Below are 16,111 nucleotides of genomic sequence, written 5' to 3' on the forward strand. Positions count from 1 at the left end.
CCTGATGGCGAAGATCAGGCCCAGCAAGGGCCATCCGTACGCGCGCATCCTCGGCGTCGGCGGCTACCGGCCCACCCGGGTCGTGCCCAACGAGGTCATCCTGGAGACGATCGACTCCTCCGACGAGTGGATCCGCTCCCGCTCGGGCATCGAGACCCGTCACTGGGCGAACGACGGGGAGACCGTCGCCGCCATGTCGGTCGAGGCGTCCGGCAAGGCGATCGCCGACGCCGGGATCACCGCCCAGCAGATCGGCGCCGTGGTCGTCTCCACCGTCTCGCACTTCAAGCAGACCCCGGCCGTCGCGACCGAGATCGCCGACAAGCTCGGCACCGACAAGGCAGCCGCGTTCGACATCTCGGCCGGCTGTGCGGGCTTCGGCTACGGCCTGACCCTCGCCAAGGGTCTGGTCGTCGAGGGCTCCGCCGAGTATGTGCTGGTCATCGGTGTGGAGCGGCTGAGCGATCTGACCGACCTGGAGGACCGGGCCACGGCCTTCCTGTTCGGCGACGGCGCCGGCGCGGTCGTCGTCGGTCCCTCCTCCGAGCCGGCGATCGGCCCGACGGTGTGGGGCTCCGAGGGCGACAAGTCGGAGACCATCAAGCAGACCGTGCCGTGGACGGACTACCGCGACGGCACCGTCGAGAAGTTCCCCGCGATCACGCAGGAGGGCCAGGCGGTCTTCCGCTGGGCCGTCTTCGAGATGGCGAAGGTCGCCAAGGAGGCGCTGGACGCCGCCGGCATCACCGCCGACGAGCTGGACGTCTTCATCCCGCACCAGGCCAACGAGCGGATCATCGACTCGATGGTCAAGACTCTCAAGCTGCCGGAGTCCGTCACCGTCGCCCGTGACGTGCGCACCACCGGCAACACCTCGGCCGCCTCGATCCCGCTCGCGATGGAGCGGCTCCTGGCGACCGGTGAGGCGAAGAGCGGCGACACCGCGCTCGTCATCGGATTCGGGGCGGGTCTCGTCTACGCCGCGACTGTCGTTACCCTCCCCTAGGCACTCCGTGCCGGATCATGCGGTCCGGTCGCGGAAAGCACCACTGCCACACCCTCTGGAACACAACGAAGGAGCGCCATCATGGCCGCCACTCAGGAAGAGATCGTCGCCGGTCTCGCCGACATCGTGAACGAGATCGCCGGCATCCCGGTTGAGGACGTCCAGCTGGACAAGTCCTTCACCGACGACCTGGACGTCGACTCGCTGTCCATGGTCGAGGTCGTCGTCGCCGCCGAAGAGCGCTTCGACGTCAAGATCCCGGACGAGGACGTCAAGAACCTCAAGACGGTCGGCGACGCGACCGACTACATCCTCAAGCACCAGGGCTGATCTTCCGATCCCCTGGGCTGAACTGCCCCGCCACCCGGCGGTGGCGCCGCTGAATCCTCGTAACGTTGGAGAAAGAATCCGTGAGCCCGACCAATCGCACCGTGGTCGTCACCGGTATCGGCGCAACCACACCGCTGGGTGGCGACGCAGCCTCTACCTGGGAGGGCCTGGTCGCCGGCAAGTCCGGTGTCAAGGTCCTGGAGCAGGAGTGGGCGGCCGACCAGGCCGTCCGGATCGCGGCCCCGGTCGCCGTGGAGCCCCTCGAGGTCATCCCGCGTCCGCAGGCCCGCAAGCTGGACCGCTCGGCGCAGTTCGCGCTGATCGCGGCTCAGGAGGCGTGGAAGGACGCCGGTTTCACCGGCAAGGCCGGTGAGGACGGCAGTGACGGCAAGGTCGACCCGGACCGGCTCGGCGCGGTCATCGCCTCCGGCATCGGCGGTGTCACCACCCTCCTCGACCAGTACGACGTGCTGAAGGAGAAGGGCGTCCGCCGGGTCTCCCCGCACACCGTGCCGATGCTGATGCCGAACAGCCCGTCCGCCAACGTGGGTCTGCTCGTGGGCGCCCGCGCCGGTGTGCACACCCCGGTCTCCGCCTGCGCGTCGGGCGCCGAGGCCATCGGCTACGCCATCGAGATGATCCGTACCGGCCGCGCCGACGTCGTCGTCGCCGGTGGTACGGAGGCGGCGATCCACCCGCTGCCCATCGCCGCGTTCGGCAACATGATGGCGATGTCCAAGAACAACGAGGACCCGCAGGGCGCCTCGCGTCCCTACGACGTGGCCCGCGACGGCTTCGTGATGGGCGAGGGCGCCGGTGTGATCGTCCTGGAGTCCGCGGAGCACGCGGCGAAGCGCGGGGCCCGGGTGTACGCCGAGGCCGTCGGGCAGGGCATCTCCGCCGACGCCCACGACATCGTGCAGCCGGAGCCGGAGGGCCGCGGCATCTCGCACGCGCTGCAGAACCTGCTGGAGCGCACCGACCTGGACCCGGCGGAGATCGTGCACGTCAACGCGCACGCCACCTCCACGCCGGCCGGTGACATCGCCGAACTGAAGGCGCTGCGCAAGGTCTTCGGCGACGACGCCGACCACATGGCCGTCTCGGCGACCAAGTCGATGACCGGGCATCTGCTCGGTGGCGCGGGCGGTGTCGAGACCGTCGCGACCGTGCTCGCCCTGTACCACCGGGTGGCGCCGCCGACGATCAACGTCGAGAACCTCGACCCCGAGGCCGAGGCCGCCGCGGACATCGTGCGCGGCGAGGCCCGCAAGCTGCCCGTGGAGGGCCGTATCGCCGCGCTGAACGACTCGTTCGGCTTCGGCGGGCACAACGTGGTGCTGGCGTTCCGTTCGGTCTGAGAAACGTTTCCACAGAGCTGAAGGGCCCCACCTCTCGAGGTGGGGCCCTTCAGGTGTTCGGCTCGGCCTCAGACGACCTGGTGCAGCCAGCGCACCGGGGCTCCCTCGCCGGCGTATCTGAACGGCTCGAGTTCGTCGTCCCAGGGCTTGCCCAGCAGCTTGGACAGTTCGGCCTCGAGGTCGGTCTCGCCGCGCCGGCTGCGCAGCAGGGCCGCGCGCAGGCGGTCCTCGGGGATGAGGATGTCGCCGTGGATGCCGGTGACGGCGTGGAAGATGCCGAGGTCGGGGGTGCAGCTGTAGCGCTCGCCCTCGGCGGTGGCGCAGGGTTCGGCGGTCACCTCGAAGCGGAGCAGGTGCCAGCCGCGCAGCGCGGAGGCGAGCTTGGAGGCCGTGCCGGCCTCGCCCTTCCAGGAGAACTCCGAGCGCCAGGTGCCGGGCGCGGCGGGCTGCCGGATCCAGTCGAGGTTGACGCGCGTGCCGAGCACCCCGGCGATGGCCCACTCGACGTGCGGGCAGAGCGCGCGCGGCGCGGAGTGCACGTACAGAACTCCACGTGTCGTCACCGGGACCTCCGGGCAGAGCGGGACATCTTGCAGGCGGGCAGGGCGGCGGTGTCGGGGCAGCCGCGTTGATGGCGAGGCTACCGTGCGGCGGCGCAAGGAGTGTGACGTACCGTCGGTCCCGGTGCCGTGAACGTCCGCCTTTCACTCGGCAGGACGCCTGTACGGGTGTGATGCGTTCCATCTTGTGGGTCCTGTCTTGTCGCCGTCCCCGGGGTGCCGGGCGCGCGGGAACTCCTGTGCGTTGTCATGGGTGGGGCCGTCTGTCCGAGGAGCGAGGGGATCACCAGGGGATGCGGATGCGAAACCGGCGGGTGCGGGCGGTGCTCGCCGTGACCTGCGCGGCCGTCCTCGGCCTGGCCGGCTGTGACGCGCTGGGCGGGGGCGACGGCTCGGGGACCTCGGGCGCGGGGGCGCGGAAGGCGAAGGCGTCCCGGGCGCCGTTGTGGGACACGAGCCCGGCGTCGATGGCGGCGGTGGGCGACTCCATCACCCGTGGCTTCGACGCCTGTACGGTCCTGCAGGACTGTCCGGAGGTGTCCTGGGCGACGGGTGCGAGCGCCGAGGTGAACAGTCTCGCGGTACGGCTGCTGGGCGCGTCGAAGGCGGCCACGCACAGCTGGAACTACGCGGTGACCGGGGCCCGGATGGCGGATCTGGCGGATCAGATGACCCAGGCGGCGGCGGAGAAGCCGCAGCTGGTGACGGTGATGGCGGGGGCGAACGACGCCTGCCGGGTGTCGCCGGCGGCGATGACGCCGGTGGCGGACTTCCGGGCGGAGTTCGAGGAGGCGCTGCGGACGCTGCGCCGGTCGCTGCCGAAGGCGCAGGTGTACGTGGCGAGCGTGCCGAACCTCAAGCGGCTGTGGTCGCAGGGGCGGACCAACGCGCTGGGCAAGCAGATCTGGAAGCTCGGCCTGTGTCCTTCGATGCTGGGCGACGCGGACGCGGTGGACGCGGCGGCGACCGCGCGGCGGGACACCGTGCAGCGGCGGGTGGAGGACTACAACACGGTGCTGAAGGCGGTCTGCGCGAAGGACGCGCGGTGCCGGTTCGACGGGGGCGCGGTGTACGACTTCCGGTTCGGCACGGATCAGTTGAGTCACTGGGACTGGTTCCATCCGAGCAAGGACGGCCAGGCGCGGCTCGCGGAGATCGCCTATGGAAAAGTCATCGAACCGGTCACGTGACTTAGTGTTTCGACCATGAGCGAACACTTCGGAACACTTTCCGATGGCACTCCGGTACACCGCTGGACCCTGGAGCGGGCGGGCACCCGGGTGCGGGTGCTGTCGTACGGCGGGATCGTGCAGTCCGTGGAGGTCCCGGACCGGGACGGGCGGACGGCGGACGTGGTGCTGGGGTTCGCGGACCTGGACGGCTATCTCACCCACCCGGAGCCCTTCCTGGGCGCCCTGATCGGCCGGTACGCGAACCGGATCGCACAGGCCCGCTTCCCGCTGGACGGGCTGACGTACGCGCTGGAGCCCAACAACGCGCCCAATTCGCTGCACGGCGGTCCGCGCGGCTTCGACAAGCGGGTGTGGGAGGTGGAGCCGGTCGAGCACGGGCTGCGGCTGAGCCGGGTCGCCCGGCACGGCGAGGAGGGCTTCCCGGGGCGGCTGGAGGTCTCGGCGACGTACTCGCTGGACGCGTCGGGGGCGCTGCGGTTCGCGTACGAGGCGGTCACGGACGCGCCGACCGTGGTGAACCTGACCAACCACAGCTACTTCAACCTGGGCGGCCCGGGCAGCGGCGACGCCGGGGGTCATGAACTGCGGCTGGCCGCCGCGCGGTACACCCCGGTGGACGCGGACCTGATCCCGACCGGGGAGCTGGCGGAGGTGGCCGGCACCCGCTTCGACTTCCGTACGGCCCGTAAGACCGGCTCCGGCTACGACCACAACTTCGTGCTGGACAAGGGCGTCACGGCGGCGCCCCAGGAGGCGGCCGAGCTGCACGATCCGGCGAGCGGGCGGGTGCTGACGGTGTCGACGACCGAGCCGGGGATCCAGGTGTACACCGCGGACCATCTGGGCGAGCCGTTCACCCCCTGTCAGGGGATCGCGCTGGAGACCCAGCACTTCCCCGACTCGCCGAACCGCCCGGAGTTCCCCACGACCGTGCTGCGGCCGGGCGAGGTGTACCGGTCGGAGACGGTGTACGGCTTCGGCGTCCGATAGGAAATAGCCCCGGCCCAGGGGTCAGGTCCCGGGCCGGGGCTGTTCATGGGGTGAGGAGTACCCGCCTCAGACGTTAGTCGTCGCGGTGATCCTGCGGTCCGCGATGGACCTACCCACCTGGATTTCGTACGAACCCTTCACAAAGAACCACCGGTGGGCGGCCTCGTCCCAGACCTCGAAGGCGCGGCGCGGGATCTCCACGGTGACCTCGGCGCTCTCGCCGGGGCCGGCCTCCACGGCGCCGAACGCGGCGAGCCGGCGGGCGGGGCGGTCGGCGCCGGGCTCGGTGGGCGCCAGGTACACCTGCACGACCTCGCGGCCGGCCCGCTCACCGGTGTTGCGGACCCGCACCGTCACCGTGGTGGCGGCGACCTCGACGGACTCGTAGGCCCAGTCGGTGTAGCCGAGGCCGTGGCCGAAGGGGTACGAGGGGGTCCTGCCCTCCTTCTCCCAGGCGCGGTAGCCGATGAAGAGGTCCTCGGTGTACGGCAGTTCGCCGTCGGCCGGGGTGACCCGGGTGACCGGGGCGTCGGCGAGGGAGCCCCAGGTGGTGGGGAGGCGGCCGCCGGGCTCGCGGGCGCCGGTCAGGACGTCCGCGAGGGCCGCGCCGCCCTCCTGGCCGGGGAACCAGGTGAGCAGCACCGCGGCGACCTCCTCGCGCCAGGGCAGCTCGACCGGGGAGCCGGAGTTGACGACCACGACGGTGTTCGGGTTGGCGGCGGCGACCGCGCGGACCAGGTCGTCCTGGCGGCCGGGAAGAGCGAGGTCCTTGCGGTCGAAGCCCTCGGACTCGACGCGGTCGGTCGTGGCGACCACGACCACCGCGGTGTCGGCGGCGCGGGCGGCCTCGACGGCCTCGGCGATCAGCTCCTCCTCGCCGCGCTGCGGCTCCTGGTGGGCGAGGGCGAAGGCGACAACCTTGAAGGGGAACTCGTCGGGGAGGGCGAAGACGTAGGTGAGGGAGACCTCGACCGGTTCGCCGGCGGTCAGGTCGACCTGGGCGCGGGTCACGGGGGCGCCGAAGAAGGCCTCGAAGGGGTCGCTGTCGTCGGCGGGCAGCTGGGTGCCGTCGAAGTACGTCGTCCCGGCGACGGTGAGGGTGAAGGCGCCGGTGCCCTTGATGCCGAAGGAGTGCGGGCCGCTCTCGCGCGGGGTGAAGGCGCCGGTCAGCTCGACGGCGTGGAGGGCGTCGTGGGTGACGCCCTCGGGGAGGTCGGCGCCCATCCACTGGATCTGGCCGTTGGGGGCGGAGCCGGTGCCGAGGACGTTCCCGTCGGTGTCCCGGCAGACGGCCCTGAGCACGAAGCCCTTGTCGGCGACGGCCAGTTCGGTGGTCGGGTCGGCACCGACGGCGTAGGTGAGGGCGCCCTCGGGGAGGGCGGCGGTGAGGCCGTCCAGCGGGGAGACGATCCGGGCCGGGAAGACGGTGGCGGAGCCGCCGCCGAGGACCCGGGCGTCGCGGGCGGCCGCGCCGATGAGGGCGACGGTGCCGGGCTTCAGGGGCAGGGCGGCGCGTTCGTTGCGCAGCAGGACGAAGGAGCGGCCGGCGATCTCACGGGCCAGGGTCTCGCCGTCGACGGGCTCGGGAAGCGCGGTGACGGCGGGCTCTGCGCCGTCGAGGACGCCGACCCGGGCGGCCAGGCGCAGGACGCGGCGGACCGCCTCGTCGACCTCGGACTCCGCCAGCCGGCCGTCGCGGACGGCCTGGGCGAGGGCCTCGCCGTAGACGGTCTGCGGGCCGGGCATGGCGACGTCGAGGCCGCCGCGCAGCGCGCCGACGGTGTCGCGGGCCGCCATCCAGTCGGAGACGTTGAAGCCGTCGAAGCCCCACTCGCCGCGCAGGATCTCGTTCACGAGGTGGTGGTGCTCGGTCATGGTGGTGCCGTTGACCGTGTTGTACGCGGTCATGATGCCCCAGGGGCGGGCGTTCTCGACGATGGCCTCGAAGGGGGCGAGGTACAGCTCGCGCAGGGCGCGCTCGCCGACCAGGTTGTTCACGGTGAAGCGGTCGGTCTCGGCGTCGTTGGCCACGAAGTGCTTGACGGTGGTGCCGACGCCGCCCTCCTGGACGCCCGTGACGTATCCGCTGCCGATCGCTCCCGTCAGGTAGGGGTCCTCGCTGTAGGCCTCGAAGTGGCGGCCGCCGAGCGGGGAGCGGTGGAGGTTGACGGTGGGGGCGAGCAGGACGTGGACGCCCTTGCGGCGGGCCTCCTGGGCGAGCAGCCGGCCGGCGCGACGGGCCAGTTCCGGGTCCCAGGTGGCGGCGAGGGCGGTCGGGGAGGGCAGGGCGACGGACGGGTCGTCGGCGGTCCAGCGCACGCCCCGGACGCCGATCGGGCCGTCGGACATGACGAGCGACCTCAGACCGATCTCCGGCAGCTCGGGCAGTGACCACATGTCCTGTCCGGCCAGCAGCCGGGTCTTGGCGTCCAGGTCGAGCTTGCCGAGGGCCGCCTCGACGGCCTGCTCCGTTTCCGCCATGGCGGTGCCTCCTCGTTGAGTGCCGTGCTCCGCGCTGTCCCGCGCTGCCCCCCATCGTGCATCGGTTACCTGTAGAACGGTAGGTTTCGTTATCTCGCTGTTATGTTAAACCCTCCGGATGCCGTACCGTGACGGCATGAGCGCCAGAACCAGGAGCGAGGAGCGGCGGGCCGAGATCGTCCGGGCGACCCTGGAGGTGATCGCCGAGCGCGGTTACCGGGGGGCGAGCCTGGCGGCCGTGGCCGAGCGGGTCGGACTGACCCAGCAGGGGCTGCTGCACCACTTCCCCACCAAGGAGGCGCTGCTGGTGGCCGTCCTGAAGGAACGCGACCAGTGGGACGCGGTGCCGGACACCCAGTGGCGGGTCGATCTGCTGACCTCGCTCGTCGAGTACAACGCGATGCGGCCCGGCATCATCCAGACCTTCTCGGCGCTGCTCGGCGAGAGCGTGACGGAGGGGCATCCGGCGCGGGAGTACTTCACCGAGCGGTACACGGGCGTACGGCAGACCATGGCGCAGGCCCTGCGCGCCCAGTACGGCGACCGTCTCCCGAACGGGCTCACGCCCGAGCGCACGGCCCCCCTGCTGGTGGCGGTGATGGACGGGCTGCAGTACCAGTGGCTGCTGGACCCCGAGTCGGTGGACATGGCGGCGGCGTTCCGGGACTTCCTGCGACTGCTGGGGGAGGAAGGGGGTCCGGACGCGTGACGTGAGAGGCCGGTGGGGCATACAACTCCCGTGAATTCCTTACGCGTTCGCACCGGCATCCTCGGTCTGGCCCTGCTGGCCGGCCTCTCCGCACCCACGACCGCGACCGCCTCCACGGCGGCGCCCTCCCCCACCGTCGAGGAACAGCGACTCGCACTGGCCGTGCCGCAGGAGATCCTCCGGCGGTCCGGATTCGACTCCGTCGCCCCCGGGTTCACCGCCGCGCTGGACTCCGTCCGCTCCTACGCACAGGCCCGCCGGGTCGTCGCACACCAGGGTTCCGCGCTGTGGCGGCGGGCCGTCGACCGGGTGCAGGGGCGGGGTCCGGCGGGCGGCGACCTGAGCCGGGACGACGACCGGCCGCTGTACTGGGCGCGGTTGGGCATGACCCGCGAAGTACGGACCTGGGAGCCCGGGTTCGCGCTGACGGATGCTCAGCGAAGCTCTCTGCTGGCTGACTTGGAGCGGACCTCGCGCGGTCAGACCGACATCCGGTACCCGAAGGCCGGCCACAAGGGGCTCAAGCGGGTGCTGGTCACCGGCTTCGACCCGTTCACGCTGGACCGGGACATCCGGATCTCCAACCCGTCCGGCGCGAGCGCGCTGGCGCTCGACGGCACGGTGATCGAGACGGCCGACGGGCCGGCCCGGGTGGAGACGGCCGTGTTCCCGGTGCGCTGGCAGGACTTCGCGGACGGCACGGTGGAACGGACGCTGCGGCCGTATCTGCCGTACGTCGATCTCTTCACGACCGTCAGCCAGGGCCGGGTCGGGCGCTTCGACGTGGAGCGCACCAACGGGGCCTGGCGGGGCGGTTTCCCGGACAACGAGAACATCGGCCGCACGGAGACCGTCCCGGTGACCGATCCGGCCTCGCAGCCGCAGTGGACGACGACGACGCTGCCGTACCCGGCGATCCTCGCGGCGGACACGGGTCGTTTCCCGGTGTACGACAACACGGGAGTGACCGAGATCCCGGCGGGGGCGACCGAGCCGGTCGTACGGCCGGACGGTCCCACCCCGGGGTCGACCGCGCGGGCGGGGGGCGGCGGGAACTACCTCTCCAACGAGATCGCCTACCGCGCGACCCTGCTGCGGGACCGGCTGGGCCTGCACGACACCCTGCCGGGCGGCCATCTCCACACGCCGGTCCTGCAGTTCGCCGCGGGCAACACCACCGAGGTGACCGACCCGGAGTTCGTGCGCAACCGGCTGGACATCGTCGCGCAGGTGCGGGCGGTCCTAGGGCGTGCTGTGAAAGTCCCGCCTGCCGTTCGACGCCCGGCACGCACTCTCGCCGCACCGGGCGGAAACCCGCGTACAACCAGTACGAGGGCTTCCGCCCGGCATGCCGAGAGCACGCGCCAGACGCCGCTCGGCCCGCCCTCCGGGCGGACGACGGGACTTTCACAGCACGCCCTAGCCGTGGCCGTCGCCGCCGAGTAGGCGCGTCTCGGCGGCGGGCGGGAGCTTGGCCCACCAGTGGGCGTGGCGGGCGTAGACGTCCGGGTCGCCGCGGCCGGCGAGGAGCGCGCCCAGCGAGCGGGCCTCGGCCGACAGGGCCTCCCAGACGTCCGCGGGCAGCGGACGGAACGCGCTCGCCGCCACGCCCGCCGCCGTGGACCACAGGGCGAGGTACGGGGACGCGGGGTGCTGTGCCTGGAGCGCGACGACGCGGCGGACGGCGTCGGGGACCGTCGACGCCTCGCGGCGCAGGAGGAGCTGGCGGGCGAGGGTGGCGCGGTTGAGCTCGCCGGGGGTGAGGGCGGGCACGGCGGTCAGTGGGACGGGGCGAGCGACTGGCTCTCCTCGTCCCGGATCTCCTCGCCGAGCAGGTCACGGGCCATGAGGGTGGCGCCCGCGACCGCGCCCGGCATCAGGAACACCGCGACGACGGGCACCAGGAAGGCGAGGCCCAGCGGGGTGCCGAAGCCCCAGACCAGGGTCTTGCGGGAGCGCAGCAGGGTGAGGCGGGCGCGCAGGTCGACGTCACGGCGCTGGAGGGCCACGGCGGTGAGTTCCTCGGTGAGGAAGAAGCCGGTGACGAAGAAGCCGATCACGGGGACGACGGTCTGCCCAACGAACGGGACGAACCCGAGGCCGAACAGCAGCAGGCCCCACAGCGCGGCACGCACCAGGATGCGCAGACTGTCCCGCGCGGAGATCCACAGCTCGCGCCAGAGCGGCAGTCCGGACTCGGGGGCCGTGCCGTCGGGGGACACGTCCCGGTCGACGGCCTCGGAGAGGCTCTCGTAGAAGGGCTGGCCGATGAGCAGGGTGACGGCGGTGAAGGTGAGGACGGCGAGCAGGAGTCCGAGGGCGAACAGCACGACGAGGAGGAAACCCCGGAAGAGACCGGGCCAGGGGCTCGACCAGTCGTCGGCGAAGGGTGTCGACCAGGCGACGAAGTCCGCGCCCCACACGGCGAGCGCGACGAGCGCCGCCAGGTACAGCACCAGCGTGATCAGCCCGGGCAGCAGCCCGAACCCGTACTGCCTGCCGTTGCGGGCCACCCACCGCTGGCCCTCCACCAGATACTGAAAACCCACCCCGAGATCTCGCATACCCGAACTCTATCGGCCGGGCCCCTGCCGTCCCGGGGCGTGGCCGAGGCGACGACACTGCTGCGGGCCTTCTGATCCCCCCGGCGCTCAGCCCGAGAGGCGGGTCGTCGTCGCGCGGGCGAGGTGGCCGGCTCGGGAGGCCGCGGTGAGGAGGGCGGGCAGGGTGGCCCGTACGACGTCCGCTCCTGCCGTGGCCGCGCGTTCCGCGAGGGCCGTCCGGGCGGGCAGCAGGGGTGCCAGGGACGCGGTCAGGGCGTCCGCGGCGCGGCGGAGTTCCGGGGAGGCGTCGCGCAGGACCTCGGCCGCGGCCCGCAGGAAGGGGGCCAGGACGAGGAGGGCGCCCGCGGTGAGGCCGGCGCCCGTCGGGACGAGGGGGGCACCCGCCTCGATCAGCTCGGACAGGGCCGCCGTGAACTCCCGTAGGGCCGGTTCCATCGTGTCCAGCGCCGGGACCAGGCTGTCGCCGAGGGCCGTCAGCAGCTGCCGGGCCGGTTCGCCCACCGGGTGTCCGGCCAGGGGTGCGCCGCCGGTGCCGAGCCGGGTCAGGGTCTCGACGAGGCGGTAGAAGGCCTCCTGGGCGCCGGGCGAGGCGCTGGCCTCGGCGAGTCCGGCCGTGGTGCGGCGCAGCGCCCTCAGCGTCTGAGCGCCCGAACCGTCCCTCGGGTCCAGGGTGTTGAGGGCGATCCTGGTGAGATTGCCCGCCGTGTCCAGGAGGTGGCCGGTCGCCTCGGTCGTGCCGCGGGCCAGGCGCAGCACGTCGTGCCCGCTGGGGAGGGAAGGGATCGTCCTCATGGCTCTCCTCGCCTCGCACATCGCCTTCGCACGTGCCCGCCGCCCCCAGCATGCCCGCTGCGGGCGCCCCGTATGGGCCATCCGGGGTATCGATGACACCAACACCGCATCGGCGCAGTTGAGTCGAACGGGCACGCCTCGCCGTACCGATCTCCAGAGGCGGCTGAGTGCGAGGAGGAGCGGATGACCAGGGAGATCCACGGCACCGTGGCCGACGGTTTCGAAGCGGTGCGGGACGAGTTCACCGCGTTCGTGGCGGAGGAACAGTCGGACTACGAGGGTCAGTTGTGCGCGTATGTGCGGGGGCGGCGGGTCGTCGACCTCTGGGCGGGCGGCGAGGCCGGCGCCGACGCCCTGTACGGCGTGTACTCGTCGACCAAGGGCGCGGCCCATCTGGTGGTCGCCCTGCTCGTCCAGGACGGCACGCTGGAGCTGGACCGCAAGGTGACCTACTACTGGCCGGAGTTCGCGGCCGAGGGCAAGGGACAGCTGACCCTGCGTGAGCTGATCGCGCACCGGGCCGGGGTGGTGGGCACCGACACCGGGTTCTCCCGGCAGGAGCTGGCCGACGACCGGCAGATCGCCGAACGCCTGGCCGACCAGCGGCCGTTCTGGCGCCCGGGCACCGCCTTCGGCTACCACGGGATGGTCATCGGCGCGCTCACGGGCGAGGTCGTACGGCGGTCCACCGGCCGTACGCTGCAGGAGGTGTACGAGGAACGGGTGCGCGCCCCGTACGGGCTGGACTTCTTCCTGGGGCTGCCCGCCGCGCACGAGCCGCGGTTCCGCACCACGCTCCCGATGGTCCCCACGGCCGGGCAGCGGGCGCTGCTCGACGCCGTGCCCGACGGACCGCACACGCTCGCCTCGATCGCCTTCAACCGGCACGCCGCCGAACCGACCGACCTCGAGGCGCTGCCGAACGACCCGCTGATCCGGGCCAAGGGGCCGGCCTCGGTGGGCGGGGTCGCCTCGGCGCGCGGTCTCGCGGGGCTGTACGCGGCGGCGATCAGTGAGCGGGAGGGGAAGGCGCCGCTGCTGAAGGAGGACACGGCGGCGGAGTTCGGACAGGTGCACTCGGTCGGGTACGACCTGGTGTCCCGCGGGCACCGGTCGTACGGGCTCGGCTTCCAGACGACCGCGGACGTGTACCACCCGTTCCTGGGCGCCGGGACGTTCGGGCACGGCGGGGCGGGTGGCAGCCAGGCCTTCGCGGATCCGCGCAGCGGGCTGGCCTACGGGTACACACGGCGCCGGATCGCGTACCCGGGCGGCCCGGCACCGGAGAACGACCGACTGGCGGCGGCCGTGCACCGGGCGGCGCTCGCGGTGTGACGCCGGGCAGGGCGAAGGCCGCACCCCACGTCCAAGGGTGCGGCCTTCGTCGTACGCAACGATCGGCGGCTAAGCCGCGTCACGGTCGGGCTCTCAGAGCTTGACGATCATCTTTCCGGTGTTGTCGCCGCGCAGGACCCCGAGGAACGCCTCCAGGTTGTTCTCGATGCCCTCGGCGACGGTCTCGCGGTACTTCAGCTCGCCGGAGCGGATCCAGCCGCCGACCTCGCGGACGAACTCCGGCTGGAGGTCGTAGTGGTCGCCGACCAGGAAGCCCTCGATCCGGCCGCGGGTCTGGATGAGGCGGGCGAGGTTCTTCGGGCCGGGGGCGGCCTCGGTGTTGTTGTAGACGGAGATCATGCCGCAGACGACGATCCGGCCGCGCTCGTTGAGGGCGCCGATGGCGGCCTCGAGGTGGTCGCCGCCGACGTTGTCGAAGTAGACGTCGACGCCGTCGGGGGCGGCGGCGCGCAGCTGCTCGGCGACGGGGCCGTTCTTGTAGTTGAAGGCGGCGTCGAAGCCGTACTCCTCGACGAGGAGCTTGACCTTGTCGTCCGAGCCGGCCGAGCCGATGACCCGGGAGGCGCCCTTGAGTTTGGCGATCTGGCCGACCTGGCTGCCGACGGCACCCGCGGCGCCCGACACGAAGACGGCGTCGCCCTCCTTGAAGGCGCCGGTGCGCAGCAGACCGGCGTAGGCGGTGAGGCCGGTCATACCGAGGACGCCGAGGTAGGTGGAGAGCGGTGCGGCCTCGGGGTCGACCTTGACGGCCTGGGCCGCGTCGAAGGTGGCGTACTCGCGCCAGCCGCCGAAGTGCAGGACGTGGTCGCCGACGGCGATCCCCTCGGCGGCGGAGGCGACGACCTCGCCGACGGCCCCGCCCTGCATGGCCTTGCCCAGCTCGAAGGGGGCGACGTAGGACTTCGCGGCGCTCATCCGGCCGCGCATGTACGGGTCGACGGAGACGTACGCGTTGCGCACGAGCACCTGACCGGGGCCGGGCTGCCGGATCTCCGCCTCGGCCAGCTCGAAGTCCTCGGGCTTCGGCCAGCCGACGGGACGGCTCAGCAGTCGCCATTCGCGGCCGGTGGCGGGCAGGGCGGACTCAGTCATGGGGGGCGCCTTTCACATCAAATGCTTCACTACCTGAAACAACCATGCGCCTTAATATTTCATGTTGTCAAGTAAAGGGGGTATCCTCGGCCCCATGGCCACCTCACCCCGAACCCCGCTGCCCGACGCCCTCACCCTGGAGGTCGTCGAGCTCATCGGCGAGGTCGTGGCCCGCTACTACGAGGACTACGAGGACGCGGCCTCCGACCACACCCTCACCGGCGCCCAGGCCCGGCTGCTCGGCCTGCTCTCCCTCGAACCGCTCCCCATGCGCAAGCTGGCCCAGAAGCTGAGGTGCGAGCCGTCCAACGTCACCGGCATCGTCGACCGCCTGGAGTCCCGCGGCCTGGTCGAACGCCGGCCGGACCCGGCCGACCGCCGGGTGAAGCTCGCCGCGGCGACGGAGGAGGGGCGCAGGGTCGCCAAGGGCCTGCGCGAGTCCCTGCGCTTCGCGCGCGAGCCGCTGGCGGGGCTCGCGGAGGAGGAGCGGGTGGTACTGCGGGGGCTGCTGCGGCGGATGCTGGCGGCCGAGGCGAACGGCGTCTGACAGCACGGTGAATCACTGACGACCGGGACGCCGGACCCGTTACGGCCCGGGGATCATGCCCACTACGATGCGCTGCGCCGCGCGTCGCACCCGCGGCGGCGCGGTTCGCGTCCAAGGGGGGATCTCTGTGTTCGTGCTGTCCATACTGCTGCTCATAGCGGCGGTCGTGCTGTTCCTCGTCGGCCGGGGCCGCGAGGAGTCGGGGTGGAAGATCGGGGCGGCGCTGGGCGCCGTCGGCGCGGTGCTGTCCGGCGTCTTCTCGTGCGTGCACGTCGTGAGCGCCTACGAGGTCGGCGTGCCGGTGACCTTCGGCAAGGTCGGCGCGCCGATGAAGTCCGGCATCCAGTTCAAGTCGCCGTTCACCGACGTCACATCCTTCTCCACGCGCCCGGTCGACCTGAACCTCTACGACAAGGACGTGGTCGAGGTGCGCTCCTCGGAGGGCGGGGTGCTGGACGTGGACGTCACCGTCAAATGGGCCGTCGTGCCGTCAAAGGCGGTCGAGCTGTACCGGCTGGCGGGCAGCTCGGACGCCGTCCAGGCACGGCTGGTGGTGCCGGACAGCCGCGAGATCATCCGCAACGTGTTCGCGAAGCACACCAGCGAGGAGGGCTACGCCTCGGCCCGTGAGCAGATCGGCTCGGAGATCGCCGCCTCGATCAAGGAGCGGCTGGCGCCGCGCGGGATCGACGTCACCACCGTCAATCTGCGCAATGTGAAGCCGTCGAAGGAGCTCCAGGAGCAGATCGACAAGAAGATCCAGCAGGAGCAGGCCACCGAGCGCTCCCTGGAGGCGGCGCGCACGGCCAAGGCGGAGGCGGAGCGCAAGCGCATCGAGGCGGAGGGCATCGCCGCCGCCAACAAGATCATCGAACGCTCGCTGAGCGACAAGGTCCTCTACAACCAGTGCCTGGAAGCCTACAAGGAGGCCGCGAAGGCCAACCCGGTGTACGCGGTCCCGTGCGGCACGGACTCCAACGGCACGCCGGTGATCGTGGACAACAGCAAGAACTAGTGCCGCGGCAGGCAACGTTTGCCCGTCAAGGAGCGGCGTCCGGTGCGTGCTCTCGTCGTGCCGGCCGGAAGCCCTCGTACTGGATGTACTTGGGCTTTCGGCCGGTGCGGCGAGA

Annotated in this window: 15 protein-coding genes and 1 pseudogene; 10 read left to right on the forward strand and 6 right to left on the reverse strand. The window is 71.9% G+C overall.

From position 1 onward, the window contains the following. Positions 1 to 4 precede the first annotated feature (4 nt). The 3 genes from ABZ464_RS42130 to ABZ464_RS42140 all read left to right on the forward strand — a co-directional run bounded on the left by ABZ464_RS42130 (position 5) and on the right by ABZ464_RS42140 (position 2,697). Positions 5 to 1,006, forward strand: coding sequence for a ketoacyl-ACP synthase III (locus ABZ464_RS42130; RefSeq protein WP_359287200.1), 1,002 nt, complete (start codon positions 5 to 7; stop codon positions 1,004 to 1,006). 81 nt (positions 1,007 to 1,087) lie between these two features. Next, positions 1,088 to 1,336 (forward strand): acyl carrier protein, encoded by a 249-nt coding sequence (locus ABZ464_RS42135; RefSeq protein ID WP_004001566.1) that lies wholly within the window; start codon positions 1,088 to 1,090, stop codon positions 1,334 to 1,336. 80 nt (positions 1,337 to 1,416) lie between these two features. Continuing rightward, positions 1,417 to 2,697, forward strand: a complete 1,281-nt coding sequence (locus tag ABZ464_RS42140; protein WP_359287201.1) for a beta-ketoacyl-[acyl-carrier-protein] synthase family protein — start codon at positions 1,417 to 1,419, stop codon at positions 2,695 to 2,697. Positions 2,698 to 2,765: 68 nt separating this feature from the next. Here the strand turns inward: ABZ464_RS42140 and ABZ464_RS42145 are convergent, their stop codons facing one another. Beyond that, entirely contained in the window at positions 2,766 to 3,260 is a 495-nt protein-coding gene (locus ABZ464_RS42145) for a DUF3145 domain-containing protein (protein WP_359287202.1), read from the reverse strand. Between the two features lie 290 nt (positions 3,261 to 3,550). Here ABZ464_RS42145 and ABZ464_RS42150 point away from each other — a divergent pair, with 290 nt between their 5' ends. Together ABZ464_RS42150 and ABZ464_RS42155 are read left to right on the forward strand one after the other, a co-directional pair. After that, positions 3,551 to 4,447, forward strand: a complete 897-nt coding sequence (locus tag ABZ464_RS42150) for an SGNH/GDSL hydrolase family protein (protein WP_359287203.1) — start codon at positions 3,551 to 3,553, stop codon at positions 4,445 to 4,447. A 15-nt stretch (positions 4,448 to 4,462) separates the two neighbouring features. Beyond that, positions 4,463 to 5,440: an aldose epimerase family protein gene (locus tag ABZ464_RS42155; protein ID WP_359287204.1), complete on the forward strand. Its 978-nt coding sequence runs from the start codon at positions 4,463 to 4,465 to the stop codon at positions 5,438 to 5,440. A 66-nt stretch (positions 5,441 to 5,506) separates the two neighbouring features. Here the strand turns inward: ABZ464_RS42155 and ABZ464_RS42160 are convergent, their stop codons facing one another. After that, entirely contained in the window at positions 5,507 to 7,921 is a 2,415-nt protein-coding gene (locus tag ABZ464_RS42160) for a glycoside hydrolase family 3 C-terminal domain-containing protein (protein WP_359287205.1), read from the reverse strand. A gap of 118 nt (positions 7,922 to 8,039) precedes the next feature. On the opposite strand from ABZ464_RS42160, the gene ABZ464_RS42165 reads away from it, so the two are divergent. Continuing rightward, positions 8,040 to 8,630 (forward strand): TetR/AcrR family transcriptional regulator, encoded by a 591-nt coding sequence (locus ABZ464_RS42165; protein WP_359287206.1) that lies wholly within the window; start codon positions 8,040 to 8,042, stop codon positions 8,628 to 8,630. Between the two features lie 30 nt (positions 8,631 to 8,660). Then, on the forward strand, positions 8,661 to 10,076 hold the full coding sequence (locus ABZ464_RS42170) for a pyroglutamyl peptidase (protein WP_359287207.1): 1,416 nt from the start codon (positions 8,661 to 8,663) through the stop codon (positions 10,074 to 10,076). Positions 10,077 to 10,250: 174 nt separating this feature from the next. Here ABZ464_RS42170 and ABZ464_RS42175 read toward each other — a convergent pair. From ABZ464_RS42175 to ABZ464_RS42185, 3 genes and pseudogenes are all read right to left on the reverse strand, one after another. Continuing rightward, positions 10,251 to 10,403: pseudogene (locus ABZ464_RS42175) on the reverse strand (winged helix DNA-binding domain-containing protein); the annotation flags it as partial. A gap of 5 nt (positions 10,404 to 10,408) precedes the next feature. Continuing rightward, positions 10,409 to 11,194, reverse strand: a complete 786-nt coding sequence (locus ABZ464_RS42180; RefSeq protein WP_359287208.1) for an EI24 domain-containing protein — start codon at positions 11,192 to 11,194, stop codon at positions 10,409 to 10,411. Positions 11,195 to 11,281: 87 nt separating this feature from the next. Further along, positions 11,282 to 11,986 (reverse strand): hypothetical protein, encoded by a 705-nt coding sequence (locus ABZ464_RS42185; RefSeq protein ID WP_359287209.1) that lies wholly within the window; start codon positions 11,984 to 11,986, stop codon positions 11,282 to 11,284. A 183-nt stretch (positions 11,987 to 12,169) separates the two neighbouring features. On the opposite strand from ABZ464_RS42185, the gene ABZ464_RS42190 reads away from it, so the two are divergent. Further along, a complete protein-coding gene (locus tag ABZ464_RS42190; RefSeq protein ID WP_359287210.1) occupies positions 12,170 to 13,321 on the forward strand; it encodes a serine hydrolase domain-containing protein in 1,152 nt (383 codons plus the stop codon). A 93-nt stretch (positions 13,322 to 13,414) separates the two neighbouring features. Here the strand turns inward: ABZ464_RS42190 and ABZ464_RS42195 are convergent, their stop codons facing one another. Next, positions 13,415 to 14,434 carry an NADP-dependent oxidoreductase gene (locus ABZ464_RS42195; RefSeq protein ID WP_359287211.1) on the reverse strand — a complete coding sequence of 340 codons (1,020 nt, stop codon included), beginning with the start codon at positions 14,432 to 14,434 and terminating at the stop codon, positions 13,415 to 13,417. A 94-nt stretch (positions 14,435 to 14,528) separates the two neighbouring features. Between ABZ464_RS42195 and ABZ464_RS42200 the strand changes: the two genes are divergently transcribed. Together ABZ464_RS42200 and ABZ464_RS42205 are read left to right on the forward strand one after the other, a co-directional pair. Continuing rightward, positions 14,529 to 14,981, forward strand: coding sequence for a MarR family transcriptional regulator (locus tag ABZ464_RS42200; protein ID WP_359287212.1), 453 nt, complete (start codon positions 14,529 to 14,531; stop codon positions 14,979 to 14,981). Between the two features lie 133 nt (positions 14,982 to 15,114). After that, positions 15,115 to 15,996, forward strand: a complete 882-nt coding sequence (locus ABZ464_RS42205) for a prohibitin family protein (protein WP_359287213.1) — start codon at positions 15,115 to 15,117, stop codon at positions 15,994 to 15,996. The last annotated feature ends 115 nt before the right edge of the window (positions 15,997 to 16,111 follow it).

Origin of the sequence: Streptomyces sp. NPDC005820 (genome assembly GCF_040630255.1) — a bacterium.
Taxonomy (GTDB): Bacteria; Actinomycetota; Actinomycetes; order Streptomycetales; family Streptomycetaceae; genus Streptomyces.

What these genes read in the sequence shown, in the direction of transcription:
- ABZ464_RS42190 (WP_359287210.1), top strand. Translation starts at nt 12,170, where the DNA reads ATGACCAGGGAGATCCACGGCACCGTGGCCGACGGTTTCGAAGCGGTG.
- ABZ464_RS42165 (WP_359287206.1), top strand. Translation starts at nt 8,040, where the DNA reads ATGCCGTACCGTGACGGCATGAGCGCCAGAACCAGGAGCGAGGAGCGG.
- ABZ464_RS42130 (WP_359287200.1), top strand. Translation starts at nt 5, where the DNA reads ATGGCGAAGATCAGGCCCAGCAAGGGCCATCCGTACGCGCGCATCCTC.
- ABZ464_RS42185 (WP_359287209.1), bottom strand. Translation starts at nt 11,986, where the DNA reads ATGAGGACGATCCCTTCCCTCCCCAGCGGGCACGACGTGCTGCGCCTG.
- ABZ464_RS42200 (WP_359287212.1), top strand. Translation starts at nt 14,529, where the DNA reads ATGGCCACCTCACCCCGAACCCCGCTGCCCGACGCCCTCACCCTGGAG.
- ABZ464_RS42160 (WP_359287205.1), bottom strand. Translation starts at nt 7,921, where the DNA reads ATGGCGGAAACGGAGCAGGCCGTCGAGGCGGCCCTCGGCAAGCTCGAC.
- ABZ464_RS42195 (WP_359287211.1), bottom strand. Translation starts at nt 14,434, where the DNA reads ATGACTGAGTCCGCCCTGCCCGCCACCGGCCGCGAATGGCGACTGCTG.
- ABZ464_RS42180 (WP_359287208.1), bottom strand. Translation starts at nt 11,194, where the DNA reads ATGCGAGATCTCGGGGTGGGTTTTCAGTATCTGGTGGAGGGCCAGCGG.
- ABZ464_RS42150 (WP_359287203.1), top strand. Translation starts at nt 3,551, where the DNA reads ATGCGGATGCGAAACCGGCGGGTGCGGGCGGTGCTCGCCGTGACCTGC.
- ABZ464_RS42155 (WP_359287204.1), top strand. Translation starts at nt 4,463, where the DNA reads ATGAGCGAACACTTCGGAACACTTTCCGATGGCACTCCGGTACACCGC.
- ABZ464_RS42135 (WP_004001566.1), top strand. Translation starts at nt 1,088, where the DNA reads ATGGCCGCCACTCAGGAAGAGATCGTCGCCGGTCTCGCCGACATCGTG.